The sequence below is a fragment of the Caballeronia sp. BCC1704 genome (assembly GCF_902833455.1).
Taxonomy (GTDB): Bacteria; Pseudomonadota; Gammaproteobacteria; order Burkholderiales; family Burkholderiaceae; genus Caballeronia.
On sequence record NZ_CADFFT010000001.1, the window covers coordinates 856,979 to 883,816 of the forward strand.

26 protein-coding genes and 1 tRNA gene are annotated in these 26,838 nt (G+C 65.1%); 14 read left to right on the top strand and 13 right to left on the bottom strand.

What is annotated here, in order from left to right:
• Positions 1-13: 13 nt before the first annotated feature.
• Together bamE and HWX53_RS04035 are read left to right on the top strand one after the other, a co-directional pair.
• Positions 14-565 carry an outer membrane protein assembly factor BamE gene (gene bamE / locus HWX53_RS04030; protein ID WP_175939542.1) on the top strand — a complete coding sequence of 184 codons (552 nt, stop codon included), beginning with the start codon at positions 14-16 and terminating at the stop codon, positions 563-565.
• A gap of 36 nt (positions 566-601) precedes the next feature.
• Positions 602-988, top strand: coding sequence for a hypothetical protein (locus HWX53_RS04035; protein WP_175939543.1), 387 nt, complete (start codon positions 602-604; stop codon positions 986-988).
• A 269-nt stretch (positions 989-1,257) separates the two neighbouring features.
• Here HWX53_RS04035 and HWX53_RS04040 read toward each other — a convergent pair whose 3' ends face one another.
• The 5 genes from HWX53_RS04040 to HWX53_RS04060 all read right to left on the bottom strand — a co-directional run bounded on the left by HWX53_RS04040 (position 1,258) and on the right by HWX53_RS04060 (position 6,314).
• On the bottom strand, positions 1,258-1,737 hold the full coding sequence (locus HWX53_RS04040; RefSeq protein WP_175939544.1) for a hypothetical protein: 480 nt from the start codon (positions 1,735-1,737) through the stop codon (positions 1,258-1,260).
• A gap of 209 nt (positions 1,738-1,946) precedes the next feature.
• Positions 1,947-2,023: transfer RNA gene (locus HWX53_RS04045), tRNA-Met, on the bottom strand.
• A 96-nt stretch (positions 2,024-2,119) separates the two neighbouring features.
• Positions 2,120-3,778, bottom strand: a complete 1,659-nt coding sequence (locus HWX53_RS04050; protein ID WP_175939545.1) for an MFS transporter — start codon at positions 3,776-3,778, stop codon at positions 2,120-2,122.
• A 229-nt stretch (positions 3,779-4,007) separates the two neighbouring features.
• Positions 4,008-5,591 (bottom strand): sensor histidine kinase, encoded by a 1,584-nt coding sequence (locus HWX53_RS04055; RefSeq protein ID WP_175939546.1) that lies wholly within the window; start codon positions 5,589-5,591, stop codon positions 4,008-4,010.
• A gap of 12 nt (positions 5,592-5,603) precedes the next feature.
• Positions 5,604-6,314, bottom strand: a complete 711-nt coding sequence (locus HWX53_RS04060) for a response regulator transcription factor (RefSeq protein ID WP_175939547.1) — start codon at positions 6,312-6,314, stop codon at positions 5,604-5,606.
• 262 nt (positions 6,315-6,576) lie between these two features.
• Here HWX53_RS04060 and recA point away from each other — a divergent pair, with 262 nt between their 5' ends.
• From recA to HWX53_RS04100, 8 genes are all read left to right on the top strand, one after another.
• Positions 6,577-7,647 (top strand): recombinase RecA, encoded by a 1,071-nt coding sequence (gene recA / locus HWX53_RS04065; RefSeq protein WP_175939548.1) that lies wholly within the window; start codon positions 6,577-6,579, stop codon positions 7,645-7,647.
• Positions 7,648-8,098: 451 nt separating this feature from the next.
• A complete protein-coding gene (gene recX, locus HWX53_RS27545) occupies positions 8,099-8,845 on the top strand; it encodes a recombination regulator RecX (protein ID WP_244140041.1) in 747 nt (248 codons plus the stop codon).
• A gap of 122 nt (positions 8,846-8,967) precedes the next feature.
• Positions 8,968-9,594, top strand: coding sequence for a DUF2889 domain-containing protein (locus tag HWX53_RS04075; protein WP_175939550.1), 627 nt, complete (start codon positions 8,968-8,970; stop codon positions 9,592-9,594).
• A gap of 105 nt (positions 9,595-9,699) precedes the next feature.
• Positions 9,700-10,881, top strand: a complete 1,182-nt coding sequence (gene sucC / locus HWX53_RS04080; RefSeq protein ID WP_347879152.1) for an ADP-forming succinate--CoA ligase subunit beta — start codon at positions 9,700-9,702, stop codon at positions 10,879-10,881.
• A gap of 98 nt (positions 10,882-10,979) precedes the next feature.
• Positions 10,980-11,861: a succinate--CoA ligase subunit alpha gene (gene sucD / locus HWX53_RS04085; protein ID WP_175939552.1), complete on the top strand. Its 882-nt coding sequence runs from the start codon at positions 10,980-10,982 to the stop codon at positions 11,859-11,861.
• A gap of 124 nt (positions 11,862-11,985) precedes the next feature.
• On the top strand, positions 11,986-12,684 hold the full coding sequence (locus HWX53_RS04090; protein ID WP_175939553.1) for a TerC family protein: 699 nt from the start codon (positions 11,986-11,988) through the stop codon (positions 12,682-12,684).
• Positions 12,685-12,805: 121 nt separating this feature from the next.
• Entirely contained in the window at positions 12,806-13,399 is a 594-nt protein-coding gene (locus HWX53_RS04095) for a pilin (protein WP_175939554.1), read from the top strand.
• A gap of 136 nt (positions 13,400-13,535) precedes the next feature.
• Positions 13,536-15,350 carry a Wzy polymerase domain-containing protein gene (locus HWX53_RS04100; RefSeq protein ID WP_175939555.1) on the top strand — a complete coding sequence of 605 codons (1,815 nt, stop codon included), beginning with the start codon at positions 13,536-13,538 and terminating at the stop codon, positions 15,348-15,350.
• Positions 15,351-15,377: 27 nt separating this feature from the next.
• On the opposite strand, the gene moaC is transcribed toward HWX53_RS04100, so the two are convergent.
• Positions 15,378-15,869 (bottom strand): cyclic pyranopterin monophosphate synthase MoaC, encoded by a 492-nt coding sequence (gene moaC, locus HWX53_RS04105; protein WP_175939556.1) that lies wholly within the window; start codon positions 15,867-15,869, stop codon positions 15,378-15,380.
• A 27-nt stretch (positions 15,870-15,896) separates the two neighbouring features.
• Positions 15,897-16,625 (bottom strand): hypothetical protein, encoded by a 729-nt coding sequence (locus tag HWX53_RS27550; protein ID WP_175939557.1) that lies wholly within the window; start codon positions 16,623-16,625, stop codon positions 15,897-15,899.
• Between the two features lie 52 nt (positions 16,626-16,677).
• On the opposite strand from HWX53_RS27550, the gene HWX53_RS04115 reads away from it, so the two are divergent.
• Complete coding sequence (locus HWX53_RS04115; RefSeq protein ID WP_175939558.1) at positions 16,678-18,681, top strand: M48 family metalloprotease; 2,004 nt, start codon at positions 16,678-16,680, stop codon at positions 18,679-18,681.
• Between the two features lie 4 nt (positions 18,682-18,685).
• Here HWX53_RS04115 and HWX53_RS04120 read toward each other — a convergent pair whose 3' ends face one another.
• From HWX53_RS04120 to HWX53_RS04145, 6 genes are all read right to left on the bottom strand, one after another.
• A complete protein-coding gene (locus HWX53_RS04120) occupies positions 18,686-19,267 on the bottom strand; it encodes a DUF2946 family protein (RefSeq protein WP_175939559.1) in 582 nt (193 codons plus the stop codon).
• A gap of 3 nt (positions 19,268-19,270) precedes the next feature.
• On the bottom strand, positions 19,271-20,362 hold the full coding sequence (locus HWX53_RS04125) for an alpha/beta fold hydrolase (RefSeq protein ID WP_175939560.1): 1,092 nt from the start codon (positions 20,360-20,362) through the stop codon (positions 19,271-19,273).
• A gap of 48 nt (positions 20,363-20,410) precedes the next feature.
• Positions 20,411-20,854: a nuclear transport factor 2 family protein gene (locus HWX53_RS04130; RefSeq protein WP_175939561.1), complete on the bottom strand. Its 444-nt coding sequence runs from the start codon at positions 20,852-20,854 to the stop codon at positions 20,411-20,413.
• 185 nt (positions 20,855-21,039) lie between these two features.
• A complete protein-coding gene (gene waaF, locus HWX53_RS04135; protein WP_175939562.1) occupies positions 21,040-22,113 on the bottom strand; it encodes a lipopolysaccharide heptosyltransferase II in 1,074 nt (357 codons plus the stop codon).
• Positions 22,114-22,291: 178 nt separating this feature from the next.
• Entirely contained in the window at positions 22,292-22,486 is a 195-nt protein-coding gene (locus HWX53_RS04140; protein WP_175939563.1) for a zinc-finger domain-containing protein, read from the bottom strand.
• Between the two features lie 67 nt (positions 22,487-22,553).
• Positions 22,554-23,474, bottom strand: a complete 921-nt coding sequence (locus tag HWX53_RS04145) for a branched-chain amino acid transaminase (RefSeq protein WP_175939564.1) — start codon at positions 23,472-23,474, stop codon at positions 22,554-22,556.
• 333 nt (positions 23,475-23,807) lie between these two features.
• Between HWX53_RS04145 and HWX53_RS04150 the strand changes: the two genes are divergently transcribed.
• The 3 genes from HWX53_RS04150 (at position 23,808) to HWX53_RS04160 (ending at position 26,494) form a co-directional block, all read left to right on the top strand.
• Entirely contained in the window at positions 23,808-24,602 is a 795-nt protein-coding gene (locus HWX53_RS04150) for an AzlC family ABC transporter permease (RefSeq protein ID WP_175939565.1), read from the top strand.
• Positions 24,599-24,922 (top strand): AzlD domain-containing protein, encoded by a 324-nt coding sequence (locus HWX53_RS04155; RefSeq protein WP_175939566.1) that lies wholly within the window; start codon positions 24,599-24,601, stop codon positions 24,920-24,922. Before HWX53_RS04150 ends, HWX53_RS04155 begins: the two co-directional genes overlap by 4 nt.
• 381 nt (positions 24,923-25,303) lie before the next feature.
• Positions 25,304-26,494 carry a phosphoglycerate kinase gene (locus tag HWX53_RS04160; RefSeq protein WP_175939567.1) on the top strand — a complete coding sequence of 397 codons (1,191 nt, stop codon included), beginning with the start codon at positions 25,304-25,306 and terminating at the stop codon, positions 26,492-26,494.
• Positions 26,495-26,838: the final 344 nt, after the last annotated feature.

Consider the following 26,838-nt stretch of genomic DNA (forward strand, 5'->3'; position numbering starts at 1 on the left):
TCGAAGGAGCGGTATGAAGAGAATCATGTGCGCGGCGCTCGTCGCGGCCTCGTTGCTCGCGGGCTGCGATCAGCAACAGAGCGGGGAAGCGATGAACAAACTCAGCTCGTTCTTCAACTCGGTGAAGCCGGACGTGCTGCTGCTGAAAGACCTCAAGCCCGGCGTCACGAACGAAGCGCAAATTCGCAAGCAGATGGGCGAGCCGGAAACCGAGCGCACCTATACGGACGGATCGAAGCGCCTCGAATATCCGCGTGGCCCGGCCGGCACGAACACCTACATGGTGGACCTCGATCCGGACGGCCTGCTCGTTTCGGTCACCCAGGTTCTGACGGCCGAGAACATCGCGAAAGTGCGGCCGGGCATGACGCAGGACGAAGTGCGGCGACTGCTCGGCAAGCCGACGACGGTCGCCGAATACCGGCTGAAGCAGGAGCGCGTGTGGAGCTGGCATTGGCTTGAAGACGGCGTGAATCGCGACGCCATGTTCAACGCGCATTTCGGCCCGGACGGCACGGTGGTCACGACATCCCGTTCGGAGGCGGAGGGCGGCGGACGGCATTGACGACAGGGCGGTAGCAGCGGCAAAGGCGTTGAGGCAATGAGCGAAAACTATATCGGCAAGAGACAACGCGCATTGATGGACGAAGCGTTGCGATACCGCGAGCGCGCATCCGCGGAAGCGAACGACGACGCATTCGTCCGCTGGGCCTGCACGCGCGGGCATGACTGGGATGACGCGCTGGACGCGTCGCAGAACGTGCGCTGCATGAACTGCGCGACGCAGCGGCGCGAGGCCGAAATGGCCCGGGCGCGCGCAATTGCGGAAGTCCGCGGCGGCGCGGTTGTACCGTCGCCTCACGCGGGCGCGGCGGCGTCGCTGACGTGGCAATGCGCGTTCGGGCACGTCTGGCAAGCAGATGCCGATGCGGCTCAGCGTCGCTGGTGCGACGAGTGCGCGCGCACGATCTTCGCCCGTTACCGCTGAGCGTACGGCTCGGGAAAAAGAAAAAGCCGGCGATTGCCGGCTTTTAACTTCGTTGTCGGGGCGATGGCTGTTCACTTCTCCGCCTGCTACTCGCCGGGACGTTGGCAAAGACCTGCGCGAGACATCGCGCCCATCCTTTACCCACGGCTCGGTCGAGTGTCGCCCGTCTTCTTGGTCTCTCCTTGCGCGCAAAACATCCCCCGTGCGCAGAAACAGTATCGCGCCGGGCGAATTGTATGAATGTACGGTGAGCAACATTTCGTGTCAGATCAGGTTGGCGATGGCGCGAGTTCGTGCGAAGTTGCGGGCGCGGTCATCAGCGATCGGGTGACCGCGCTCGCTTGCGCCCGGGCGATGTGTTCGAGCGACGCCGCGTCGAGCTGTGCTGCGAAGAGCGCGAGCGCATCGCACAGGCGACGATGCGCGGCGGCGTCGAGGCTCCACTGCGAGGTCGCGGCGCGAAAGGCGTCGAGCGCCGTCAGCGTTTCTTCCGCGCGTTCGAGCTCGTCCACGCGTTCGCTCGCATAACCGATGCGAGCAAGTTCGCGCGCAATCAGCACATGACTGCGCAGGGTCGTCGAAAGCGCATGTGATCCGTGCCCGCGGCAAAATGCGTCCAGAGCGGCGTAGCACTTCAACAGCATCAGATCGATGACCGGCTCGCGGGCAGTTCGGCTCTGGCTGAGCGCTCGCATAAGCGGTGACAAGGTAGGGCGCGCGGCGTGGCTGATCGACGATGTCTTTCTCACGGATAAGCTCCCGAAGAAGTTTTCGTGCGGACCGATGCGAATGGCTGCGCGGGCCGCTGGCTGCTTGACTTTCGAACCATGATGGCATCGAAGACTTAGCGGCGTATTAAGACGCTTCGGCTGATTCTGCGGGGAAAGGGCGGCGCTGAACCGGATGCGGACGACAAAAAAGCCGCTGTCCTTGTGGGACAGCGGCTTTTTCTTGCAACTGGTGGCGAATCAGGGACTCGAACCCCGGACCTGCGGATTATGATTCCGTCGCTCTAACCGACTGAGCTAATTCGCCGAAAGAAGCCGAGATTATGGCGGCGGTTGAAACGTCTGTCAACCCCTGCCGCGCGTTTTTCCTAAAACGGCGGCAGGCCCGGCAAAACGCAACGCATCAATCCTCGTGGTACACGTTCGACTTGCGTGTGTCCTTCACGAACAGCATGCCGATCACGAACGTCGCGAGCGCGATCACCACCGGATACCACAAGCCCGAGTAGATGTCGCCGCGCGCCGCCACGATGGCGAAAGCCGTCGCGGGCAGGAAGCCGCCGAACCAGCCATTGCCGATGTGATACGGCAGCGACATCGACGTATAGCGAATCCGCGCCGGGAACATCTCGACCAGCATCGCCGCGATCGGGCCGTACACCATCGTCACGAAGATCACGAGGATGGTCAGAATCACGATCGCCATCGGCCAGTTGATGAGCGCCGGATCGGCCTTCGCCGGGTAGCCCGCGCTCTTGAGCGTGCCGGCGAGCGTCTTGTCGAACGCCGCGCCTTGCGCCTTCGCGTCGGCGGCCTTGCCGTCGTAAGTGTTCACGACCGTCTCGCCGACCTTGATCTGCGCCAGCGTGCCGGCGGGCGCGGCCACGTTCTGATAGTTGAGGCCGGCCTTCGACAACGCGCTCTTCGCGATATCGCACGACGACGTGAACTTCGACGTGCCCACCGGATTGAACTGGAACGAGCACTCGTCCGGGTTGGCGATCACGGTGATCGGCGACTTCTGCGTCGCGGCTTCGAGCGTCGGGTTCGTGTAGTGCGCGAGCGCCTTGAAGAGCGGGAAGAAGGTCAGCGCCGCGATCAGGCAGCCCGCCATGATGATCGGCTTGCGCCCGATGCGATCCGACAGCGAACCGAAGAACACGAAGAACGGCGTGCCGATGAGCAGCGCGACCGCCACCATGATGTTCGCGCTCGTGCCGTCCACCTTCAGCGTCTGCGTCAGGAAGAAAAGCGAGTAGAACTGGCCCGTGTACCACACCACCGCCTGGCCCGCCGTCAGACCGAAGAGCGCGAGCAGCACGATCTTCAGGTTCTTCCATTCGCCGAACGCTTCCGTGAGCGGCGCCTTCGAGGTCTTGCCTTCGGATTTGATGCGCTCGAACACCGGCGATTCGTGCAGTTTCATGCGAATCCAGACCGACACGGCGAGCAGCAGGATCGACACGAGGAAGGGCACGCGCCACGCCCATGCGCCGAACTGCTCCTCCCCGGTCGCCGTGCGCACGGCCAGAATCACGATCAGCGAGATGAAGAGGCCGAGCGTCGCGGTCGTCTGAATCCACGCGGTCCACGCGCCGCGCTTGTTGGCGGGCGCGTGTTCGGCCACGTACGTCGCGGCGCCGCCATACTCGCCGCCGAGCGCGAGCCCCTGCAACAGCCGCATCGCGATGAAGATGATCGGCGCGGCGATGCCGATGGTCGCATAGCCGGGCAAAAAGCCGATCAGGAACGTGGAAAGACCCATGATGACGATCGTCACCAGGAACGTGTACTTGCGGCCGACCATGTCGCCGAGCCGCCCGAACACGATCGCGCCGAACGGACGCACCGCGAAGCCCGCCGCGAAGCCGAGCAACGTAAAGATGAAGCCGGCCGTCGGGTTGACGCCCGAGAAGAACGTCTTGCTGATGTAGATCGCAAGCGAGCCCGCGAGATAAAAGTCGTACCACTCGAACACGGTGCCGAGCGACGAGGCGAAGATGACCTTCCGCTCCTCGTTCGTCATCGGCGCGTGCGAAATGCGCCCTTCGACCGTTGCCATGAATCGTCTCCTTAGGTTTTCCGTCTGATTCCCGATTCCATCGGGCCGCACGCGCGGCGCCGGTGCAAGGATTATTGGAACGAAAACTTACGGCGTTCTGACTCGGGCTATTTGGGCTCTCGACGTGGGCGGACGGTTGAAATTCTGCTAACTCGTCTATAAGGCGCTGAGATCGGCAAACAAACTGCGCCTATCGCGCTGAATCATCGGCGCGCTTCCGCGTGCGCGCTCAGGGTTTGTCCCGGGCAGGATAAACCCGCTGCAAGCTGACGCGAACCAGCGTCCCGGCGAGCCGCGGCGCTTCCTGATAGACGTGATCCTCGATGGCTAGCGTGCCGCCGTGAATCGTCGCGATCTCCTTGACGATGGCAAGGCCGAGGCCGCTTCCATCGCCTTCGCGGCCGAGAATGCGATAGAAACGCTCCACCACGCGCTCGCGTTCGGCCGGCGGAATGCCGAGGCCGGTGTCTTCCACTTCCAGATGCACGAGATCGAGATTCGTGTCGTCGGCCCGCACGCGCACGGTGATGCGCCCGCCGGTCGGCGTGTAACGGATTGCGTTGTCGATCAGATTGGAGAGCATTTCGCGCAACATCACAGCGTTGCCTTCCACCTCGACCGGATACGGCGGCTCCTCGTAGCCGATGTCCATGCGCTTGGCGAGCGCCGCCTGCACCCAGTCGCGCACGGCGAGGCGCGCGAGATCCGTCAACTCGACGTGCGAGAAGATCTGCCCGTTCGCGCGATTTTCCGCGCGGGCCAGCGCGAGCAGTTGCGTAACGAGCCGCGCGGCGTGTTCCGAACTGGTCGCGATCTGTTCGAGCGAACGTTGAACTTCGTTCGACACTTCCTGCCGCAGCGCCAGTTCGGCTTGCATGCGCAGGCCGGCGAGCGGCGTTTTCATCTGATGCGCGGCATCGGCGATAAAGCGCTTCTGGAACTCCATGTTCTGTTCGAGCCGCGTGAGCAGATCGTTGAACGAGGCGACGAGCGGCGCGATTTCGGACGGCGCGCGGCCGGCTTCGAGCGGCGAGAGATCGTCGGGGCGGCGAGCGCGGATATTCGATTGCAGCGCGTGCAGCGGCGCGAGCCCGCGCGACAGCCCGAACCAGACGAGCACGATGGCGAGCGGCAGGATCACGAACTGCGGCAGGATCACGCCCTTGATGATGTCGTTGGCGAGCTGGCTTCGCTTGTCGAGCGTTTCGGCCACTTGCACGAGCACCGGCTGCGCGTTCTGCGCGTCGAGTGCGGGAAGGTCCACGGTCGTATAGGCGACGCGAATATCGTTGCCGCGCAGCACGTCGTCCCGAAACTCGACGATGCCCGGCTGCGGCCGGTCGTCTTCGTGCGGCAAGGGCATGTCGCGGTCGCCGCCGACCAGTTCGCCGCGCGTGCCGAGCACCTGAAAGAACACGCTGTCGACGTTGTCCGCGCGCAGAAAATCACGCGTCGCGTCGGGCAGGCGCAGTTCCGCGACGCCGTTGACCGGCTGAATCTGACGCGCGATGACGTAAGCATCCGCTTCTAGCGCGCGGTCGAACGGTCCGTTCGCGATGGACTTCGCGACCAGATAGGTCACGGCAATGCTCATCGGCCAGAGCAGCAGAAGCGGCGCGAGCATCCAGTCGAGAATCTCGCCGAAAAGCGAGCGCGGATGCGTCTCGCTGTCCGGTTCCAGCTCGTCCGGCGGGGCGAAGGGATTGGCGTAGCGCGCGTCGCGCAGCGCGTCGGAATCGGCGGTGGCTGCGTTGGATTCAGGCGGCGTGCGCGGCGGCTCGTGTGCGCGTTTGCTGGAAACGGACGAGGCCATGCTTGGCCCGGCCTAGTGATGGCTCGGCGGCATCGGCGCGCTCGCCGACGCGCCGTTCGGCGCTTTTTCGAGCGTGTAGCCGAGCCCGCGCACGGTAATGATGCGCGCGCCGCTCGGCTCGATCTTCTTGCGCAGCCGGTGGACGTAGACCTCGATCGCGTTGTTGCTGACTTCCTCGCCCCATTCGCACAGGTGATTGACGAGCTGTTCCTTCGACACGAGGCGCCCGGTCCGCTGCAGCAGCACTTCGAGCACGCCCAGCTCGCGCGCCGACAAGTCGATCACCTGATCGCCGATATGCGCGATGCGTCCCACCTGATCGAACGACAGCGAACCGTGCTTGACGACCGTCGGCCCGCCGCCCGCGCCACGCCGCGTGAGCGCGCGCACCCGCGCTTCCAGTTCGTTGAGTGCGAAGGGCTTGGCCATATAGTCGTCCGCGCCGAGATCGAGGCCCTTCACGCGCTCGTCGACGCTGTCGGCGGCGGTCAGGATCAGCACCGGCATCTGCGAATTGCGCGCGCGCAGCCGGCGCAGCACTTCGAGACCGGGCATGAGCGGCAGCCCGAGATCGAGAATCAAGAGGTCGAAAGGCTGGAGCGTCAGCGCGGTGTCGGCCTCGACGCCATGCTTCACATGGTCGACGGCGTATCCCGATTGGCGGAGTGATCGGACAAGGCCGTCCGCGAGTATGCTGTCGTCTTCGGCAATGAGGATTCGCATCGTGTGTGCGCCTGATGCGCGGTAGCGCATTGCCGGCACCGCATTTTGCCCGGCGCGGCGGTCTCCAGGGTGTTGTGCGTTTTTTGCGCGGTTCGGGCGACGTGGAAAAAAGCCACGCGCGCCGCAATCGGGCTTGCAAAAACTACTGTTTTTTTATACAGTGTCTGCATCTGTGCGAAAAGCGGGTGAAAGTATGCGGAATCCGCATCGAAGCCCGCGCGCACAAGCCTCAGACGCCGTTCATCATAGCAAAGGACGATTCATGGAAGAAAGCAAGAAAGGCCCGGCTGGCATGACTGCGGAGAAGAGCAAGGCCCTCGCTGCCGCGCTCTCGCAGATCGAAAAGCAATTCGGCAAAGGGTCGATCATGCGGCTCGGCGCGGGTGAGGCGGTCGAAGACATTCAAGTCGTGTCCACCGGCTCGCTCGGACTGGATATCGCGCTCGGCGTGGGCGGCCTGCCGCGCGGCCGCGTCGTCGAGATCTACGGTCCGGAATCGTCGGGCAAGACCACGCTCACGCTGCAGGTGATCGCCGAAATGCAGAAGATCGGCGGCACGGCGGCATTCATCGACGCGGAACACGCGCTCGACGTGCAATACGCGCAAAAGCTCGGCGTGAACGTGCAGGAACTGCTGATCTCGCAGCCGGACACGGGCGAACAGGCGCTGGAAATCGCGGACGCGCTGGTGCGCTCGGGTTCCATCGACATGATCGTGATCGACTCCGTCGCGGCGCTCGTGCCGAAGGCGGAAATCGAAGGCGAAATGGGCGACTCACTGCCGGGTCTGCAAGCTCGCCTGATGTCGCAGGCGCTGCGCAAGCTCACCGGCACCATCAAGCGCACGAACTGCCTCGTGATCTTCATCAACCAGATCCGCATGAAGATCGGCGTGATGTTCGGCAACCCGGAAACCACCACGGGCGGTAACGCGCTGAAGTTCTATTCGTCGGTGCGTCTGGACATTCGCCGTATCGGGTCCATCAAGAAGAACGACGAAGTAATCGGCAACGAAACGCGCGTGAAGGTGGTGAAGAACAAGGTGTCGCCGCCGTTCCGCGAAGCCATCTTCGACATTCTGTACGGCGAGGGCATATCGCGTCAGGGCGAAATCATCGACCTGGGCGTGCAGGCCAAGCTCGTCGACAAGGCGGGCGCTTGGTACAGCTATAACGGCGATCGCATCGGTCAGGGCAAGGACAACGCGCGGGAATTCCTGCGCGAGAACCCGGACATTGCACGCGAGATCGAGAACAAGATCCGCGAATCGCTGGGTGTGGCGGCGCTGGCAGATGGCGTCGCCGCGGGCGCAGCAGTCGCGGACGACGAATAAGCGTCCCGCCGCACGGTCGATGTTCAAGCGCCGGTTCGGATCGAAGGCTGGCCGCGCCGATGTTCGGCGGGGCCGTGCGGGTCGGTCTGACGGCGCGGGTGAGTCGGGCGACGATGCTGCGTCCGGATTGTCTGCGCGCAGCGTCGGTGAGTCCGCCGACCATGCCAATGGCACAGACCATTACGAGCGCAGCAGCGAGCGGCGCGCGGTATCGACGAAATCTCGCTGGTCTACCCGAAGCATCACATCACGCGCCGACGCGAAGCCATTCGCGCCGGCGCGCGCTGTTTCTGGAGCGGCGCAACGGCTCGTGAACGAACCCGAGCGGGCATCGTCGACAGAAACATTCGCGACGGTCCAGTCGCCGCGCTCGGCTGCCAAGTCGCCAAAGACCGCAAACCCGACGCTCGACGCAAATCCGGACGCGCCAGCACGCGCCGCACATAAGCCATTGCCGACGCAAGACCCCGACCGCGCCGCGCGTCTCGCGCAGGCGCGCTCGCTTCTCGCTCAGGCCACGACGCAACCCGTCCAGAAGTTCGACGCGCCGCCCAAGCCGCCGAAAGAGGCCCGCTTACCGGACGACAGCGCCGATCCCTTCTCGAATCCCTTCGAAGACGCCGATCCGTTCGAGCCATTCGAGCAGTGCGCGCCCGAACCACCATCAAAGCCGTCCTACAGCCGCTCGACGGAACGCCAGCGCAAGACACCGGACGCGAGCAACCCAAGACGACCGCAGCGCTCGCTGAAAGGCCGCGCATTGGCCTACCTTTCGCGCCGCGAATACAGTCGCGCGGAACTGTCGCGCAAACTGCGTCCGTACGTCCAGGAAGCCGACTCGCTCGAGAATACGCTCGACAGCCTGGAACGCGACGGCTGGTTGTCCAATGAGCGTTTCGTGGAGAGCGTCGTTCATCGTCGGGCGCCGCGCATGGGCGGCAGCCGGATCATTAACGAACTGAAGCGGCACGCGGTGGGCGAGGCGTTGATCGGCGAGACGGCGGACAAGCTCGCGCAAACCGAAACCGCGCGTGCTCAGGCCGTGTGGGAGAAGAAGTACGGCGTCGTGCCCGAGACGCCCGCCGAGCGTGCAAAACAGGCTCGCTTCCTCGCGGCGCGCGGTTTTTCGGCCAGCACCATCGGAAAAATACTGAAAGGCGGCGACGAAGACTGGATCGACGAGCCCAGCGACGATTGACGCACCTTGTCCGCCATGCGACACGCCGTGCGCACGGCATCCGCCAATCATCAGGCGCATCCACGGCCCCAAATACTCGCTATGCTAAAATTCAACGGTTTCCCCGTTCCGGCTTTGGTCCCATGCCTTTTTCTCCGCCCGTTTCCCGACAGTTGCGCCATCGTCGCGCGATTCGGCTGGAAGCGTTCGAGCGGGACGACGGCCTGTGGGACATCGAAGCCCGTCTAACCGATGACAAGCCCCGCGACTTTCCGCTCGCGGCGGGCGTCCGGCCGCAAGGCCTGCCGATCCATGAACTCTGGCTGCGCATCACCATCGACCGCAAGCTCACCATCGTCGACGCCGAGGCGTCTTCCGAGTGGGCGCCTTATGCGGCGTTGTGCGCCGAGTCGAATTACGCGTATCGCGCGCTCATCGGACTCAATCTGCTCCAGAACTTTCGTCGCGAAGCCGGCGCGCGCCTGCGCGGAACGGCGGGCTGCACGCATCTCACCGAGCTGTGCGCCGTGTTGCCGACCGCCGCTATCCAGGCGTTCTCCGGCGAAGTGTGGTCCATCGAGAGCGGCAGTCCTTTCGCGCAAGGCGGACCCGAGTCGACGTCGGCTCAGCCGCCGTTCCAGCTCGGCCGCTGCCACGCGCTGCGCTTCGACGGCCCGGCCGTGCGCGAATACTATCCGCGCTGGTTCGGCCATGAGCCATCGCGGGCGGAAGATCGTGGCCAGGCGGAACGCGAAAAGCCGGACACCTGACGCGCGCGCGTTCCCAACCCGGAACGCTTCCGGCAACCGGACACGAATCAAACAATCAGCGGTTCAAGCAATTCGAAATCGAAGAAGTTCACTCCAACTCTCAGACTGAAGGAATCACGCATGAAGATTCACGAGTACCAGGGTAAGGAAATCCTGCGGAAATTCGGCGTCGCGGTCCCGCGCGGCAAACCCGTGTTCTCGGTGGATGATGCGGTCAAGGCCGCGGAAGAGCTGGGCGGCCCGGTCTGGGTCGTCAAGGCGCAGATTCACGCGGGCGGCCGTGGCAAGGGCGGCGGCGTGAAGGTCGCGAAGTCGATCGAGCAGGTTCGCGAGTACGCGAACCAGATCCTCGGCATGCAGCTCGTCACGCACCAGACCGGTCCGGAAGGCCAGAAGGTGAACCGCCTGCTGATCGAAGAAGGCGCGGACATCAAGAAGGAACTGTACGTCGGCCTCGTGCTCGACCGCGTTTCGCAGAAGATCGTCGTGATGGCGTCGAGCGAAGGCGGCATGGACATCGAAGAAGTCGCGGAAAAGACGCCCGAACTGCTGCACAAGTTCGCCGTCGAGCCGGCGACGGGTCTGCAGGACGCAGACGCGGACGACCTCGCGCGCAAGATCGGCATTCCGGACGCATCGATCCCGCAAGCGCGCGCGATCCTGCAAGGTCTGTACAAGGCGTTCTACGAAACCGACGCATCGCTCGCCGAAATCAACCCGCTGATCCTGACCGGCGACGGCAAGGTGATCGCGCTCGACGCCAAGTTCAACTTCGATTCGAACGCGCTCTTCCGTCACCCGGAGATCGTCGCGTATCGCGATCTGGACGAAGAAGATCCGGCTGAAGTCGAAGCGTCGAAGTTCGACCTCGCGTACATCTCGCTCGACGGCAACATCGGCTGTCTCGTGAACGGCGCGGGCCTCGCAATGGCGACGATGGACACCATCAAGCTGTTCGGCGGCGAACCGGCGAACTTCCTCGACGTCGGCGGCGGCGCGACGACCGAGAAGGTCACGGAAGCCTTCAAGCTGATGCTGAAGAACCCGAATCTGAAGGCGATTCTCGTCAACATCTTCGGCGGCATCATGCGCTGCGACGTGATCGCGGAAGGCGTGATCGCGGCGTCGAAGGCCGTGGACCTGAAGGTGCCGCTCGTCGTGCGCATGAAGGGCACCAACGAAGACCTCGGCAAGAAGATGCTGGCGGAGTCGGGACTGCCGATCATTTCGGCCGACAGCATGGAAGAAGCCGCGCAGAAGGTCGTCGCGGCTGCCGAAGGCAAGTAAGCGCGCTTCGCTTACCGAGCCTAAGAGAGCGTTCCACCAGATACGAATGGCGGCGCCAACAACTGCTTTGGCGACGCCAAACGAACAGAGGTCACTACATGTCGATTCTGATCAACAAAGACACGAAGGTCATCACGCAGGGCATCACCGGCAAGACCGGCCAGTTCCACACGCGCGCGTGCCGCGAATACGCGAACGGCCGTGAAGCGTACGTTGCGGGCGTGAATCCGAAGAAGGCCGGCGAAGACTTCGAAGGCATTCCTATCTACGCGTCCGTCAAGGAAGCGAAGGCGGAAACCGGCGCGACCGTTTCGGTCATTTACGTGCCGCCCGCGGGCGCAGCCGCCGCGATCTGGGAAGCCGTCGAGGCCGATCTCGATCTCGCCATCTGCATCACGGAAGGCATTCCGGTTCGCGACATGCTCGAAATCAAGGACCGCATGCGCCGCGAAAATCGCAAGACGCTGCTGCTCGGACCGAACTGCCCCGGCACCATCACGCCGGACGAACTGAAGATCGGCATCATGCCGGGTCACATTCACAAGAAGGGTCGCATCGGCGTCGTGTCGCGTTCGGGCACGCTGACGTACGAAGCGGTCGGCCAACTGACGGCGCTCGGCCTCGGCCAGTCGTCGGCGGTCGGCATCGGCGGCGATCCGATCAACGGTCTAAAGCACATCGACGTGATGAAGATGTTCAACGACGATCCGGAAACGGACGCCGTCATCATGATCGGCGAGATCGGCGGTCCGGATGAAGCGAACGCCGCTTACTGGATCAAGGACAACATGAAGAAGCCGGTCGTCGGTTTCATCGCGGGCGTGACGGCGCCTCCGGGCAAGCGCATGGGCCATGCTGGCGCGCTGATCTCGGGCGGCGCGGACACGGCGGACGCCAAGCTCGAAATCATGGACGCGTGCGGCATCAAGGTCACGAAGAACCCGTCCGAGATGGGCCGCCTGCTGAAGTCGGTGATCTAAGGCAGTCGGGCACACAACGCGAGGGTTTGGTACTCTTACTGATTCCTTTCGTTCAGGCCGAAGAAAAAGCGAGGGAGCGTTGGCTTCCTCGCTTTTTTGTTTCCGGTCACAGCTCGTTCTGCCCATGCTCGAATTCTTCTCGACGCTCCATTGGGGCGCGGTTCTGCAAATCATCGTCATCGACATTCTGCTCGGGGGCGACAACGCCGTCGTGATCGCGCTTGCTTGCCGTGATCTTCCCGCCACGCAGCGCACGCGCGGCATCGTGCTCGGCACCCTCGGCGCCATTGTTCTGCGCGTCGTGCTGATCGCGTTCGCGGTCTTCCTGCTCGATATCCCGTTCCTCAAATTTCTCGGCGGCTTGCTGCTTCTGTGGATCGGCATGAAGCTCCTGCAACCCGGCCACGACGAGCCCGACATCAGTTCGTCGGACAAGCTATGGGCGGCCGTCAAGACGATCATCGTCGCAGACGCGGTCATGAGTCTCGACAACGTGATCGCGATTGCGGGCGCGGCCGAGACCGCGGACCCGCAGCACCGCTTCGTGCTCGTGGTCTTCGGGCTCGTCGTGAGCATTCCGCTGATCGTGTGGGGCAGCACGCTGGTGCTGAAGCTGCTCGACCGCTTCCCGGTCGTCGTGCTGCTCGGCGCGGGCTTGCTCGGGTGGATCGCGGGCGGACTCATCATCGACGATCCGTTCATCGACCGCTGGCCCGCGCTCAACACCGAAGCGGCGGGGTATGCCGCGCGCCTCGCGGGCGCGGCGCTCGTGATCGCGGCGGGCTGGCTGATGAAGCGCCGCGCGCTCGCGAGCACGGGCTGACTTGCCACCGACGCGGGCGTTAGCCGAACGGCCGACTGTCGCGGCCTGCGCGCCCTCCCTACCATCGAAGCGTTCGGTTCGCATATCGCGGCCGACGCTTCGTGTCTTTCAGGGAGTGGCAATGACGAGCATGGTTTCGGATGTAAATGCGCCGCGCGACGGCGACGGCTTCGGTGCATGGCTGAAACGCGCGCAGGCGGGCGCGCGCGGTTTCACGCTGATCGAATTGATGATCGTGCTGGCGATCGTCGGCGTGGTCGCGGCTTACGCGATTCCCGCGTATCAGGACTATCTGTCGCGTAGCCGCGTGGGCGAGGGCATGTCGCTCGCGGCATCGGCGCGGCTCGCGGTGGCCGAGAATGCCGCGAGCGGCGCGGATCTGGCGAGCGCGTATGCGTCGCCGCCGGCCACGCGCAACATCGAATCCATTCACGTCGACAGCGACACCGGGCAGATCGCGATCGCCTATACGACGCGCGTCGCGCCGGCCGGATCGAACACGCTCGTGCTCGTGCCTTCTGCGCCCGATAACGCCGATACGCCGACAGCCCGCGTCGCGCTGACCCGTGGCTCGGTGCAGGCGGGCACGATCACGTGGGAATGCTTTGCGGCAGGCAAGGCTGCTTCGTCGCTGCCTGCGCCGGGCGCGGGACCCGTGCCGGCGCAAGCGGCCACCCTGCCGGCGAATCTAGCGCCGCCGGAGTGCCGCGCCTGAGCGAGTTGCACGCGGTGGACGGAAGGCGTGAGCGCCGCGCGGGAACCTGTGGATTTCGTCGCATTTGCGGGTGCGCGGCGCACAGCGGACGCAAAGTTTTGTATAGTGCGCCGGTTCCCGACGTTCCCAGCCCCTCATGCCTTCCCAATTCGCGCGCTACCTTTGCTTTGCCGTTCTGTGTCTTGCGTTGACGATTCCGTTCGGCGTCGTCAACCACACGTATCCGATCCCGACGTTCTACGCCGAATACAGCGCGTTGGCCTTGTATCTTGCGCTCGGAGCCACGGTCGCGATACTCGTGCGCGTTTCCGAGCCGCGCGTGCCGTTCGCCTCGCCGGTGGTCGCGCTGATGCCGCTCGCGTTCGGCATCGTGCTCGTTGCGCAGACGGTGCTGCTGCCGGTCGCGCAGCCTTCGATGAACTGGCTCGGCGGCGCCTATCTTCTTGCATCGTTCGTGGCCGTGCATACGGGGTTCGGGCTGGTGCGCGCGGGACTGTCGGAGAAGGCGTTGCGCATCGGCGCTGCCGCGTTGCTGGCGGGCGGGCTCTTCGCCGTGTTCTGCCAGACCGTGCAGTTGTTGCACATGGAGGCGAAATTCGCGCCGCTCGTCGTGGCCTACAACGTCGCGATCAAGCGGCGGCCTTTCGGGAACATGGCGCAGGCGAATCATCTTGCGACCGTCATCGCTTTTGCCGTGGCGGGGGCGATGTATTTCGTGCAGACGCGCCGCATGCCTGTGGTGGTGTGGCTCGTGGTGTCGGCGGTGCTGTCGTTCGGCCTCGCGCTCACGGTGTCGCGTGGGCCGTGGCTGCAGACCGCGGTGATCGTCGTCGCCGGTTTCTGGATGGCGTTCATCCGCCGACGCCCCGGCGCGGCCGACGACTTCGACAGCCCGACCGCGACCAGCGGACGCGACATCCGCGCCTGGATCATGCCGTTTGCGCTCGCGGCGGTGTTCCTGCTGGTCAACGCCGCGGTGCGCTGGGCCAACGTGCGGTATGGGCTCGGTCTCGCGCAGTCGGCGGCGGAGCGCATGCAGGACGCCAATCAGATCGCGCCGCGTCTTGCGCTGTGGAAGTACGGCTGGACCATGTTCAAGACGCATCCGCTGCTCGGCGTCGGCTGGGGCGAGTTTCCGCGTTATCAGTTCGACATGGTGCGCGAACTCGGCGGCGTGGAGATCGCGAACAACGCGCACGATATCTTCATCGACCTGCTCGCAAAAACCGGGCTGCTCGGGGTCGCGGTGCTGGTGGCGGGCATCGTCTTGTGGCTGATTCGCGTGCTGCGGGCGCCGCATACGCCCGCGCGCGTCTTTGCGCTCTCGCTGCTGGGCGTGCTGATGATGCACGCGCTCGTCGAGTATCCGCAGCAGTACATGTTCTTTCTGATGCCCGCCATGCTTCTGATCGGTCTTCTGGAGACGCGGCCGCTGCGGCTCGTGGCGCGCCCGGTGTCGTACGGCGGCTACGTCTTTCTCGTCGTGGCGGGTCTGATTGCGCTGTATCCGACGATGCGCGACTACAACCGCGCCGAAGTGCTGTATTACGGCTCGCGGCCGGCGGAGCAGTATCGCGACGATCCGTCGTTCCTCTTCGGCGCATGGGGCCAGTATGGCGCCGCTACGCTGCTGCCGATGAACGCGCAGGACATCGAAGCGAAGCTGGCGGCGCATCGGCAGGCCATTGCGCTGCTGCCGGGCGAGACGGTGTTGCGCCGTTACGCGGTGTTGCAGGCGATCGCGGGTCAGCGCAAAGAGGCGCTCGATACCGTGGCGCGCCTGCAGATTTTCGCGACGGAACTGAACGACTGGCCGACGCAACTCGCGTCGCTGTATCAGTCGGTCGATGAAATCGGCGCGCCGCTGGCAGACTTCAGGGCCGATCTCGTTAAGCAGTACGGGCCGCCTGCCGGAGCGGATGCCCACGCGGACGATGACGCCGACGAGTAAGCAGTAAGCACCCGGTTCGGGCGCGATTCAGGCGGACGGCTGAGAGTCCGCCACCCAGTCCCCCGACTTCCCACCGTGCTTCTCCATCACGCGCACGTTCGTGATGGTCATGCCGCGATCGACGGCCTTGCACATATCGTAGATGGTGAGCAGACCGACTTGCACGGCGGTGAGGGCTTCCATCTCCACGCCCGTGCGCCCCACGGTCTCGACGCGCACTTCGCAATGCACGCCGGGCAGCGAGTCATCGACGGAAAACTCGACGGCCACGCGCGTCAGGGCAAGCGGATGACACAGCGGGATCAGATCGGCGGTGCGCTTTGCGCCCTGAATGGCCGCGATGCGCGCGACGCCGAGCACATCGCCCTTTTTCGCGCGGCCTTCGCGGATGAGCGCGAGCGTGTCGTCGCGCATGACGATGGAGCCGCGCGCCACCGCGATGCGTCGCGTCTCGTTCTTGCCGCCGACGTCGACCATATGCGCCTCGCCGGAGGCATCGAAATGTGTGAGTCCGGACATAGCGTCTCCTTGCAGTGGGCGCTTATCTTACCAGCGGGGCCTTCGGCAAAAACGGCGCGAAGCCTTGTCCACAGGTACCGCCGGGCGCGCAACACTTGATACGATAAGCGCGTTTGCTTCCTCACGCTGACCGCCGGCGACGCTCCGGCTTCGCGCCATGTTCCTGAATCGTCCGAGCCGCGGGCTCGTGTTCGCGTTGTGTCTCAGTCTCGCCATGCCGCCGTTCGCTGCGGCGCAGGGAGGCGTGTCCGTGGGTGCTGGGGGGAATGAGGCCCAGCCGACCAACGCGAAATATCCGCGGAACGTGTCGATCGCGACGGATGCGACGGATGCGACGAATGCGACGCATGCGACGAATGCGACGAATGCGACGAATGCGACGAATGCGACGAATGCGACGAATGCGACGACCGCGACCAGTTCGACCAACGGAGCAAACGCGGCACAGCCGACCGACGCGAAATATCCGCTGAACGTGTCAATCGCGACGAAGGCGACCAGTCCGACCGACGGGGCAAACGCGGCAAATCCGACCAACACGAAATATTCGAGGAACGTGGCGGTCGCGACGACCGCGACGAACAAGACGGCCGCAGCAAAACCGGCAACCGTCACAAACGCAGCAAGCGGATTGAACGGGGAAGATGGCGCGAACGCAACGAACGCGACGAACGGAGCAACTTCGGCAAGCGCAACCACCAACTCACCCACAACCTCCACCACCAGCACACCCCCCAACACCGTCGCCGACGGCATATTCGGCGTCTACGGCGGCGCGGAAAGCCGCTTCGCCAATCGGCCGGGCGCGATGGCCAGCCTGCGCGCGCCGCTTTCGTCCGTGCAACTGCCGGATCTGGGCGACGGCTCCGGCGGCACGCTCTCGCCGCAGGCGGAGCGCAAGCTCGGCGAGCGGATGATGCGCGAAGTCCGCGCCGATCCCGACTACCTCGACGACTGGCTGATCCGCGATTACCTCGATTCCATCGCATCGAAGCTCTCCGCCGCCGCCGCGACGCAATACCTCGGCGGCTATCGTCCGGACTTCGAACTCTTCGCCGTGCGCGATGCGCAGATCAACGCGTTCTCGATGCCGGGCGGCTTCGTCGGCGTCAACACAGGGCTGATCTCGGCGACGCAGACGGAATCGGAACTGGCGTCCGTCGTCGGCCACGAGATGGGGCACGTGCTCCAGCGCCACATCGCGCGCATGATCGGCGCGCAGGAAAAGAGCGGTTACGCGGCGCTCGCGGCCATGCTCGCCGGGCTGCTCGCGGGCGTCATGGCGCATAGCGGCGATCTTGGCATGGGCATCGCGATGGGCGGACAGGCCTTCGCCGTCGACAACCAGCTGCGCTTCTCGCGCGCCGCCGAGCACGAGGCCGACCGCGTCGGCTTTCAGATGCTCGCGGCCGCCGGCTACGATCCGTACGCGATGACCGCCTTCTTCGAGCGGCTCGATCGCGCGTCGATGGCCGATAACGGCGTGCCGGCTTACGCGCGCACGCATCCGCTGACGACCGAGCGCATCGCCGACATGGAGGACCGCGCGCGACGCGTGCCGTACCGGCAGCCGCGGCAGTCGCCGGAATATGCGTTCGTGCGTGCGCGCTCGCGCGTGCTCCAGGTGAACTATGCGAGCGACTATCGCGAGGTCGCGAGCCGTCTGCAGTCCGAAATCGACGATCAAACCGCGCTCAATCCCGCCGCGAACTGGTACGGGGTCGCGCTCGCGCGTTCGCTGACGGGCGATTACGCCGCCGCCAACGATGCGCTCGCCAACGCGCGGCGGCTGTTTGAAAGCGAGGAGGCGAGCGCGGCGGCGGCTTCGATGCAGGCGCGGCGCGAATTGGCGCAGACGGTCGAAGGCGGTCAAAGCCGCGATGCGCGTTCCGATGACGAGCGCCACGCGCAGCAGCAGAAGGGCGCGTCGGAGGCGCAGGGCGCAAGACTCAGCGCATCGCCGCGTGGCGTGTCGGGTTCATCGGCGAACGCTCGCGCGGGCGTTGGAGCTGCACGTGCCGGTCGCGACGAAGCGCGATCTTCACAACCGGCCAATACCCAAAGCACGCCCGCCTCAGCGACGACCGCCCGCGCCGGGATAGAAGCCCCGCCTGCGCGAAGCGGCCGACCGCTATCTGCGCGAGCGGCTGCGCTGAAAGATGCGTCGACGAACAACGCCAACCCGCACTCGACGCCACGACCCGCGAACCCCTCCGCCCCGGCCGTCTCGATGTCTTCGCTCCTGAGCAGCAGCGCATACGGCGCACTGACCGCCGCGCCCGCCAACAGCACCGCGCCCGCCGCGGCAAGCGCGGCCATCGCGCTCCCGCCCGTGCGCGTGACCGCCCAGCAAGCCGCCCGCAGCACGCCGAGTCTCGACGTGCTCGCCGCCGACATCGCGCGTCGCGCGGGCCGTTACGACGACGCCGTGCGCCTCGCCGACATCGCCCAGACGCGCTGGCCGAACTCGCACGCGGCGATCGACGCGCATCTGCAAGCGCTGATGGCCGCGCATCGCTATGAGGAGGCGCAGACGCTCGCGCGCCGCGAAACGCGCGCAGAACCGCAGCGCGCGGACTGGTGGCTCTATCTGGCGCAGGCGAGCGCGGGCATGAACGATCCGCTGCGCCAGCATCAGGCGATGGCCGAGAAACTCGCGCTCGATGGCGCATGGCCGTCCGCGATCCGCCAGTTGAAGGAAGCACGCGATGTCAAAACCGCGAGCTTCTACGATCTCTCGACGATTTCGGCGCGGCTGCGCGACTTCGAAGCACGCTACAAGGAAGAGCGCGACGAGGAGAAAAAGAGCTGACGCTTCACGCTTTCGACGCCGCGCGCGCGTCCGGACTGGCGACGAAACCGAAGCGCGTCTCGACGTCGGCGCGTGCTATTGGCTGTAACGGCAGATCGACACCATCGCGCCAATGAAAAACGCCGCCGCCCGATGCGTCATCGAACGTCGCGTGGCTCGAGAACAGATCGAGATCGTGATCGTGCAGGGCGGCTATGCGCGGCGGCGTGGCATCGTCGCAAAAGAGCAGGGCGCCTTCGTCATCCAGGAATGCGTGCGCCGGCTCGAACGGCGCGCCGGTGTGATCCGTCAACCGCAATTCGCCGTTCGTCTCGGAAAGACGCACGATCCACGGCGTGTATGCCAGTTCGACATACACGCGCTGCGGCCCGTTCTGAAAGAACCACTGACCGTCGGCATCACGCTCGTAGTTGCGGTTGATGAAGCCGATCAGCGCTTCATGGCGAATGGCATCGCCGAGCGCGCCCGCCGCCTGCGCCGCCTCGTCGCGCATGCGCCACTGACCGCGCCGGTCCAGCAACAGCCAGCCCGTGCAATGCGGCACGTTCGGCCACTTGGCCAGCGCCTGCTTGACGATCTCATCCATGATTCATTCGCCCGGAAGAAAATGTTCGAGGTAGCCGAACACGCGCGACGACAGCCAGTCGATGCGTCCCGGAAACGGCCCCGTCATGAAGCCGACATGGCCGCCGTGGTTCGGCTGATCGAGCGTGACGGACGCCGACACTTCGGCCTGCGATGGCAGCGCGCGCTCGGGCAGGAACGGATCGTTGCGGGCGTTCAAGACGAGCGCCGGCACTTCGATGCGGTTCAGATGCGCGCGGATGGTCGCCGTCGTCCAGTAATGATCGGTATCCCGAAAACCATGCAGCGGCGCGGTCACGACGTTGTCGAATTCATAGAGCGTGCGCGCGGCGAGCACGGCGTGGCGGTCGTACAAACCCGGAAACTGGTCGAGCTTCGCGAGCGCCTTCTTCTTGAGCGACTTCAGGAAGCTGCGCGTATAGACCATGCCGAAGCCTTGCGAGATCGCGTGACCGCCCGCGTGGACATCGAGCGGCGCGGAAATGGCGGCGGCGGCGCTAATCATCGAAGCGTCCGTGCCGCGCTCGCATAGCCAATGCAAGAGCACATTGCCGCCGAGCGACACGCCCGCCGCGACGATCGGGCCCGCATGCCTTTCGCGCAGTCGCCGCAAGATCCAGTCGACTTCCGCGCTATCCGCGAGATGATAGAAGCGCGGCAGCCGGTTCATCGGCCCGCTGCAGCTGCGAAAGTGCGGCACCACGCCGTGCCAGCCGTGCGCATCGGCGGCGGCCATCATCGCGCGGGCGTAGTGGGAGTCGGAGTTGCCTTCGAGGCCATGAAACAGCACGAAAAGCGGCGCGGTCGATGCCGGGCGCGCGGCGTCATCGTGCGCGAGCCAGTCGACGTCGATGAAATCGCCGTCCGGCGTATCCCAGCGTTCGCGCCGGTAACGCACCGCCGGCTTGCGCCCGAAGAGCGCGGGCACGATGGTTTGCGCGTGACTCGTCGGCAGCCAGCGCGGCGCGCTGTAGAGCCATTGCGAGACGGGTTCGGCGAGCACGCTGCCCGCGGCCTGCGCGGTTTCCTTCAGCGCGACGGCGGGCGCCTTGTCCACGAACGACGAATCGTGTTTCAACAACGGATCGCGCTTCATGGCCTTCTCCCCGGCGAACGTCTTTCTATGCTTCGTGACTGCGGTATTTCAGTGCAACGGTCCCTGCCCGTGACGCAGCTTCGCGGCGAACTGGCCGGCCGCTTCCATCGGCATTTCGCTCGCGTGAATGTGCGCAATGCGCCATTCGCCGCGTTCGTGGACCATCACGTAAGTCGAGAAGATCATGCGCGGCGCGGCGGTCCCGGCCGGCTGATGCGCCTCCGCGATTGCATACACGACCGTGCCGAGACTGTCGTACACGCGAATATCGAGCGGCTCGATGCTGACGGCCTGCGCGCCGAACTGCTTGCCGAGGCCCGCGCGAATGCTTTCGAGGCCATGCAGATGCGTGCCGTCCGCGCAGATGCAGGTGGCGAACTCCTCGTCGATCCAAAGCGACATCACAGCGTCGATGCTGTTGTCCGCGACAGCCTGATAGTAAGCGTTGAGAGTGTCGGCGGCGGCTTCGAATAGGCGGGCGAAACGTGGCATGGGCTCGTGGGTCTCTGGCATTCGCGCGCAACGCCGTGTCACGATGGCGTGCCGCATCGGTCATGATTCAAAGCATGCCTCCGTTCGGAGACACTCGCGTGTCCGCGCCCGCACACGAAAATGCCGATGCCGCCGCAAAGCCGCCGCGATCAGGCGGCGGCGTGACGCCGGGCAGGAGCGACGCCTCAGCGATGCGCGAGCAACATGCCGCGCAGATCGGCGAAAACCTGCTCGGCAGAAAGCTCGCGCAGGCAGTTCAGATGGCCGAGCGGACACTCGCGGGAAAAGCACGGACTGCACTCAAGGTGAAGCCATTGTACCTTTGCGACGTCGGACAAGGGCGGCGTGTGGCGCGGATCGGTGGAGCCGTACACCGCGACGAGCGGACGTTTGAGCGCCGCCGCGACGTGCATGAGCCCGGAGTCGTTGGTGACGACGGCGCTCGCCCGGGCGATCAGCGCGCACGCTTCGCCGAGCGATGTCTGACCGCACAGATTGCGCACGTTCGGCGCGCGCTCCGCGATGGCCTGCGCGGCCGCGGAATCTTTCTTCGACCCAAGCGCGACGATGCGCGCATACGGGAACGACTGCGCGACGAACTGCGCGAGCGACGCGAAGTGCTCGGGCGGCCAGCGCTTGGCCGGGCCGTACTCGGCGCCGGGGCAGAACACGACGAGCGGCGCGCGCGTATCCAGATTGAAGCGCGCCGACACGCGCGCCGCTTCGTTCGGATCGGCTTCGAGGCGCGGCACGGGCAAGAGCGGCGCGTCGGTGGCCGCTGCGTCGTGAGCTTGCGCGTATCGGTCGATGAACGGCAGCTTCGCGCCCGGCGCATAGGCGAGGGCCGCATACTGCGCGGTCATCGGCGGGCGCTCGGTCTTCGGCGGATTCGGGTGGCGCACGTTCAAGAGCCCGTAACGCGCCTCGCCCTTGTAGCCGATGCGCAGCCGGATGCCCGCCATCCACGGAATCAGCGCGGACTTGGCGGAGTTGGGCAGCACGTACGCGGCGTCGTAGCCGACATCGCGCAGGTCGCTCGCAAGCTGCCAGCGGCGCAGCAGTTGCAGCTTGCCGTGCGCGAGATCAGTCGCGTAGACGTCGCGGATTTCCGGCATGCGTTCGAGCACGGGCGCGACCCAGCTCGGCGCGACGGCATCGATCGCGATGCGCGGATGGAGCTTTCGCAAAAGCGTGAACAGCGGCTGCGCCATCAACGCGTCACCGATCCAGTTCGGTGCTATAACCAGCGCACGGCGCATCAGTCGTTTTCCGATCTCAAAATATAGCGGCTCGCCGCGCTCGGGCGGCGGGGCGTCGGTCCTGTGGTGTCATGGCGCGGCGGCCATGCGGCAAAAACAAGCGAGAGCGAACGAAAGCGCGCGCTCGGATGAACCGGAACGCGCGCATCGACGACGCTCGGAGGTTGCTTCGGCGAGCTTAGTGCCCTTTGGCGACTTCGCCGTCCTTCAGTTTGTAGCGCGTGCCGCAATACGGGCAGCGCGCTTCGCCGTGCGTCACGTCGAGGAACACGCGGGGATGCGCGCTCCAGCGTTGCATCTTCGGATTCGGGCAGAACGCGGGGATATCTTTCGCCGACAATTCCACCAGCGGCATTTCCTTCAGGTCGCTCATTGCTATCTCTTTCAATGTCGTTCGTTGCTGTCGTCTGTCGCGCGAGGGCAGCGCGGCCCTCGCGGCGTCAGACTTTCGCGAGCCAGCTCGCGTACTTTTCGTTCTTGCCGCCGACCACGTCGAAGAACGCGCTTTGCAGCTTCTCCGTGATCGGGCCGCGCTTGCCCTCGCCGATCGTGCGATTGTCGAGTTCGCGGATCGGCGTGACTTCGGCGGCGGTGCCGGTGAAGAACGCTTCGTCGCACGTATAGACTTCGTCGCGCGTGATGCGTTTCTCGATGACCGGGATGCCGAAGTCGCGCGCCAGCGTGATGACCGTGTCGCGCGTGATGCCGTCGAGGCACGACGACAAATCCGGCGTGTACAGCTTGCCGTTGTTCACGAGGAAGAAGTTTTCGCCGGAGCCTTCGGACACGTAGCCGTCCACGTCGAGCAGCAGGGCTTCGTCGTAACCGTCGGTGACGGCTTCCTGATTCGCGAGAATCGAGTTCACGTACCAGCCGGACGCCTTCGCGCGCACCATCGACACGTTCACGTGATGGCGCGTGAACGACGACGTCTTCACGCGGATGCCCTTCGCGAGCCCGTCTTCGCCGAGATACGCGCCCCACGGCCACGCGGCGATGGCCACGTGAATGGTGTTGCCCTTCGCCGAGACGCCGAGCTTTTCGGAGCCGACCCAGATGATCGGGCGGATATAGCACGATTCGAGCTTGTTCTCGCGCACGACTTCGAGTTGCGCGGCTTCGAGCGTCGAGTGATCGAACGGGACTTCCATCTGGAAGATTTTCGCCGAGTTCAGAAGGCGCTTGGTGTGCTCCTTCAGGCGGAAAATGGCCGTTCCCTGGGCGGTCTTGTACGCGCGCACGCCCTCGAATACGCCCATGCCGTAGTGCAGCGTGTGCGTCAGAACGTGGATGTTGGCGTCTCGCCAGTCGATCAGCTTGCCATCCATCCAGATCTTGCCGTCGCGGTCGGCCATTGACATACGGTTCTCCTAGCTGTCTCGTTCAGAAATTCGATGAATCCGGGTGAATCTCCGGGTGAATCTCGGGGTGAATCTTCCCATTCCGCGCGTTGCCGGCGCTGCCGGCTGCAAGAGCGGTCAAAGTTCGTCATTTTAGCTTCTTTTCGCGATCAAACCGGATAGGAAGCGCCTTTCACGCGGCTATACTTTGCCTTTCGCCGCGAAGAGGCAAAGCCGCCCGAAAGCGTTGTTCGGACCGGCAAGCGGCAAGCTGCGCCGAGTCGTCCGTTTTTCGCGTTGCGCGCGCGGCGTTTCCCATTTCGTCATCGCGGCCACTCGGCCGCGCACCCTTGCATGCTCCACCGGCTATCCGACACGAATCGCCGCGCATTTCTCGACGGTGCCCGCGCGTTCTCTCCCGCCGTCATGGCGACGTTCTCGTGGGGACTCGTCACCGGCGTCGCCATGACGAAATCGGTGCTCACGGTGCCGCAGGCGCTCGGCATGTCGCTCGCGGTGTACGCGGGGTCGTCGCAACTCGCCGTGCTGCCGCTCTTGGCCGCCAGGCTGCCGCTCTGGACCGTGCTCCTCACCGCCGCGATGGTGAATCTGCGCTTCGTCATTTTCAGCGCCGGGCTCGCGCCGCAATTCTCCTATCTGCCGATGTGGCGGCGCCTCGCGATCGGCTACTTCAACGGCGACATCATCTATCTGATGTTCTCCGCGCGGAATTTTCCCGTCGGCCGGCAGCCCGGCAAGGAAGCGTTCTTCTGGGGACTCGCGTTCACGTGCTGGCTCGCGTGGCAGGCGTCGTCGGTGGCGGGGATTCTGCTCGCGAGCCTCATTCCCGACAACTGGGGGCTGGAACTGGCGGGAACGCTGGCGCTGATTCCGCTGATCGTCTCCGCCATCGCCACGCGCTCGACGCTCGCCGCGGTCGTCGTCGCGAGCGTGGTCGCGCTGCTCGCGTTTCATCTGCCGTATCGCTTCGGCTTGCCGCTCGCGGTGCTCGCCGCGCTGTTGGCCGGCACGCTCGCCGATCTAATCGCGGAACGGGCGCGCCCGGCGGCTCTGGGTTCTAGCGACGCTGAGTCGGCCGCCGCGCCGGATGCAGCGGCCGAGCCCGAACCCGCGAGGCCCGCGCGATGACCACGCTCCAGATCTGGCTCGCGATTCTCGGCATGGGCGTGGTGACCGCGGCGACGCGCGCGTTCTTCCTGATCGGCGGCGAGCGCACCGTGCTGCCGCCGCGTGTGCAACGCGTGCTGCGCTACGCGCCGGCCGCCGCGCTCGCGGGCGTCGTCGTGCCCGATCTGCTCGAAACATCGGCCGGCTTCTCGATCGCGTTCTCGAATCATGCGGTGTGGGCGTCGCTCGCCGGCCTCGCGTATTACGTGTGGCGGCGCGGCATGATGGGCACCATCGCGGTCGGCATGATCGTTTTCACGCTGCTGCGCCTCGCCGCGTGATCCGCGCCGCGTCCCAAATACGCATCATCAAGAAACACCGGCTAAAAGCGGGCGGGGTGATCGGTTAAAATGACGGTCTTTCCTGTCGCATGGAGCGAGGTCGAAAGTGAGTCCGGCAGTCACCGCAACGGTTCCGAAGCTCGCCGCCTCCGGCTTGTCCGCTGCGTCCGTGTCTGCGCGCTTGGCGCGTATCTTTCTCCGCGTCTCACTCCACTCGACCCTCTGCACGTTCGCGCGACAGACGCTGTCCGCTCGTTTCGCTTGCGCGTCTTTCAGTTCCCAGTTTCGGTTTTCAGGCCTCGCGCCAAACTCTCAACGAACCGGCCGGCGCTCGTCCGGCCATCTTCGCCCGAACCGCTTTTCTGACTAACGTTGACTCCCATGACGAAAGTACTGCGTTTCACCGATCTGATCGCCGAAGGCAAAGTCTCCGGCAAGCGCGTGTTCATCCGCGCGGACCTCAACGTGCCGCAGGACGACGCCGGCAACATCACCGAGGACACGCGCGTGCGCGCTTCGGTCCCGGCGATCAAGGCAGCGCTCGACGCCGGCGCGGCCGTGATGGTCACGTCCCATCTGGGCCGCCCGACCGAAGGCCAGTTCAAGCCGGAAGACTCGCTCGCGCCGGTCGCGGCGCGCCTGTCGGAACTGCTCGGCCGCGACGTGCCGCTCGTCGCCGACTGGGTGGACGGCGTCGACGTGCAGCCGGGTAATGTCGTGCTGCTTGAAAACTGCCGCTGCAACAAGGGCGAGAAGAAGAACGACGACGGCCTCGCGCAGAAGCTCGCGAAGCTCTGCGACATCTACGTCAACGACGCCTTCGGCACCGCGCACCGCGCCGAAGCGACCACGCACGGCATCGCCAAGTACGCGCCCGTTGCGTGCGCCGGCCCGCTGCTCGCCGCCGAACTCGACGCGCTCGGCAAGGCGCTCGGCAACCCGAAGCGCCCGCTCGTGGCCATCGTCGCCGGTTCGAAAGTGTCGACCAAGCTCACCATTTTGAAGTCGCTCGCCGAGAAGGTCGATCAGCTGATCGTCGGCGGCGGCATCGCGAACACGTTCATGCTGGCGTCGGGCCTCAAGATCGGCAAGTCGCTGGCTGAAGCTGATCTCGTCGGCGAGGCGAAGGACATCATCGGAGAGGCGCGCGCGCGCGGAGCTTCGGTGCCCATTCCGAGCGATGTCGTGACCGCAAAGGAATTCGCAGCGACCGCGAAGGCCGAAACGAAGCCCGTCGCCGATATCGCCGACGACGACATGATTCTCGACATCGGCCCGGACACCGCTAACGCGCTCGCCGCGCAACTCGCGACGGCGGGCACCATCGTGTGGAACGGCCCGGTCGGCGTGTTCGAATTCGACCAGTTCGGCAACGGCACCAAGACGCTGGCGCAGGCCATCGCGAATTCGTCGGCGTTCTCGATCGCGGGCGGCGGCGACACGCTCGCGGCCATCGCGAAGTACGGCATTCACGACAAGGTCAGCTATATCTCGACCGGCGGCGGCGCGTTCCTCGAGTTCCTCGAAGGCAAGACGCTGCCGGCGGTGGAAGTGCTCGAGTCGCGCGCGTAACGCCCGGTGACGGCCCGAACCCATCCGGCGAAAGCAGCAAGGAAGGGCGCGCAAGCAGCCGGCGGCGCGCAAGCGGATGTGATCGAAAGCGGCAGTCAACCCGATGCCGCCGCCGTTGCTGCTTCGATCATCGCGGAGGCGGCTCTGAGCGAAGAGCCGCATCTGGAAGAACAGACGACTGCTGTCGTCACCATCGGCGGCATGCCCGTTCATGCCGCGCAGCCCATCGATAAAGCGACGCCGGCACGAACCGGCGCGCGCGCGCAGCCAGTGAGCAACACGTCACTGCAAGCGCAACGTGCTCGCAGCCTGGTTACGGCCGTTCCCAAAGAGACGAGGAAAGA